1 protein-coding gene is annotated in these 2,394 nt (G+C 69.0%); it reads right to left on the bottom strand.

Annotation, left to right across the window (positions count from 1 at the left end):
* Positions 1-2,394: acyltransferase domain-containing protein (locus CCN51_RS46125; protein ID WP_143676107.1), on the bottom strand; the 2,394-nt coding region annotated here is incomplete at both ends.

Below are 2,394 nucleotides of genomic sequence, written 5' to 3'. Positions count from 1 at the left end.
CGGCCGGGGTTCTCCGACTGCGCCGAGCGCAACAGGCCCCACACCGGGGCCGCCGCCAGGTCGCGTATGCCCTCGTCAGGCTCCGTCGCGACCGCACCGCCCGTCACCACGACCAGTCGCGAGGCGGCGAACCGCTCGTCCGCCAGCCATTTCTGGACCAGCGCGAGGGCCTGGTGGACGCTCTGCCGCACGGCCGACGGCATCTCTGCCGACGGGGAGGGCATCGGGACCAGCACCGCGGGCGGGAGCCCGACAGAGCCCGTGTCGACCGCCGCACCGAGCGCGTCGAGGTCCGCGTACGCAACGCTTCCCGGCGCGGCGAGGCCAAGTTCGGCGAGTCCTTCGGGGGCACCGACGGCCACCCATGCGGCGGGCGGCTCAGGGCTGCCCACCGCCGACTCCGCCAGCGCTTGCCACTCGATGCGGAACAGCGAGTCGTTGCGCCGAGCGCCCGCGAGTTGGCTGGGGTCGACCGGGCGCAGCGCCAACGATTCCGCGGTCGCCACCGCGGCGCCCGTGCCGTCCGCCACGCTCAGCGACACCGCGCCGACGCCGGCCGGGGCCAGCGCGACCCGCAGTTCCGTCGCTCCTGCCGCCCGCAGCGTCACTCCGCGCCAGGCGAACGGCAGCCAGACCTGGTCGGGATCGCCGAAGTACGCACCGAGCCGGACGCCGTGCAGAGCCGCGTCGAGCAGCGCCGGGTGGATGCCAAAACGGGCGGCCTCGGCTTGCTGCTCTTCGGCGAGTGCGACCTCGGCGAAGATCTCCTCTCCGCGCCGCCAGGCCGCCCTCAGGCCCTGGAAGACAGGCCCGTACCCGTACCCAGCGGTGGCGAAGTCCTCGTACAGCGAGTCGACGTCCAGCGCTTCAGCGCCCTTGGGCGGCCATTCGGTCAGATCGCCCGTGTGCTGCGCCGCACCCTGAGCCAGCACACCGGTGGCGTGGCAGGTCCACGCCTCATCGAATGCGGCGTCCTCCAGCCGCGAGTAGACGCGGAAGGTCCGGCGGCCCGCGTCGTCCGGCTCTGCGACGGTCAGCCGCAGCTGCACCCCACTCCCCTCGGGAAGAACGAGCGGGGTCTCAAGGGTCAACTCCTCGACCACATCGCAGCCGACCTCGTCACCGGCACGCACCGCCAGTTCCACGAACCCGGTGCCGGGCAACAACACCGTGTCACCCACCGCATGATCGGCCAGCCAGCCATGCGACCGCAACGACAGCCGCCCCATGAACACAACCCCCGCCGAATCCGGGAGATCCGCCACCGCGCCCAGCAACGGGTGCTCGGCGATGCTCAGCCCGAGGCCGGACACATCGCCCTTCGCGCCCGCGGGGGCTTCCAGCCAGTAGCGCTTGCGCTGGAAGGCATACGTCGGCAGATCCACCCGCGACGCCCCCGCGAACACACCCGCCCAGTCGACCGCGACACCGTGGACCCATGCCTCGGCCACCGAAGTCACAAAGCGCGCCAGACCACCCTCACCACGCCGCAGCGAACCAACGACAACACTCCGCCCCGCACCCCGCGCCTCAACAGTCTCCTGAACACCCACAACCAACACCGGGTGCGGCGACACCTCGATAAAAACCGCGTCCCCTCCGTCCAGGATCGCCCCGACCGTCTCCTCAAACCGAACCGTCTGCCGCAGATTGCGATACCAATAACCAGCACCCAACTCAGCCGTATCAACAAGCCCACCAGTCACCGTCGAATAGAACGGCACCGAAGACGACCGCGACTCAACACCAGCCAGGACCTCCGCCAACCGCCCCTCGATCACCTCAACCTGAACGGAATGAGACGCATAATCCACCGCAATACGACGCGCCCGCACACCCTCCGCCTCACAACCCGCCAGCAACTCCTCCAACGCCCCAACCTCACCAGCCACCACCACCGAAGCCGGACCATTCACCGTCGCCACCGACAAACGACCACCCCACGCAGCAACCCGCTCCGCCACCTCCTCAGCCGCCAACGACACCGACGCCATACCACCCAACCCGGCCAAACCCTCAGCAATCGCCCGCGACCGCAACGCCACCACCCTCGCCCCATCACGCAAAGACAACGCACCCACCACACACGCAGCCGCAATCTCACCCTGCGAATGCCCCACCACCGCCGAAGGCACAACACCAAACGAACGCCACAACTCAGCCAACGACACCATCACAGCCCACAACACCGGCTGCACCACATCCACCCGCTCCAACGACACAGCACCCGCAACACCCCGGAGCACGTCCTCCAACGACCAATCCACAAACTCCGCCAACGCCTCACCACACTCGGCAAAACGCTCAGCGAACACCGCCGAAGAATCCAGCAACTCCACAGCCATCCCGGCCCACTGCGACCCCTGACCCGGAAACACCAACACCACACGACCA

The organism is Streptomyces milbemycinicus (genome assembly GCF_002154605.1).
GTDB lineage: Bacteria > Actinomycetota > Actinomycetes > Streptomycetales > Streptomycetaceae > Streptomyces > Streptomyces milbemycinicus.
This window is presented reverse-complemented; position numbering and strand designations above follow the sequence as displayed.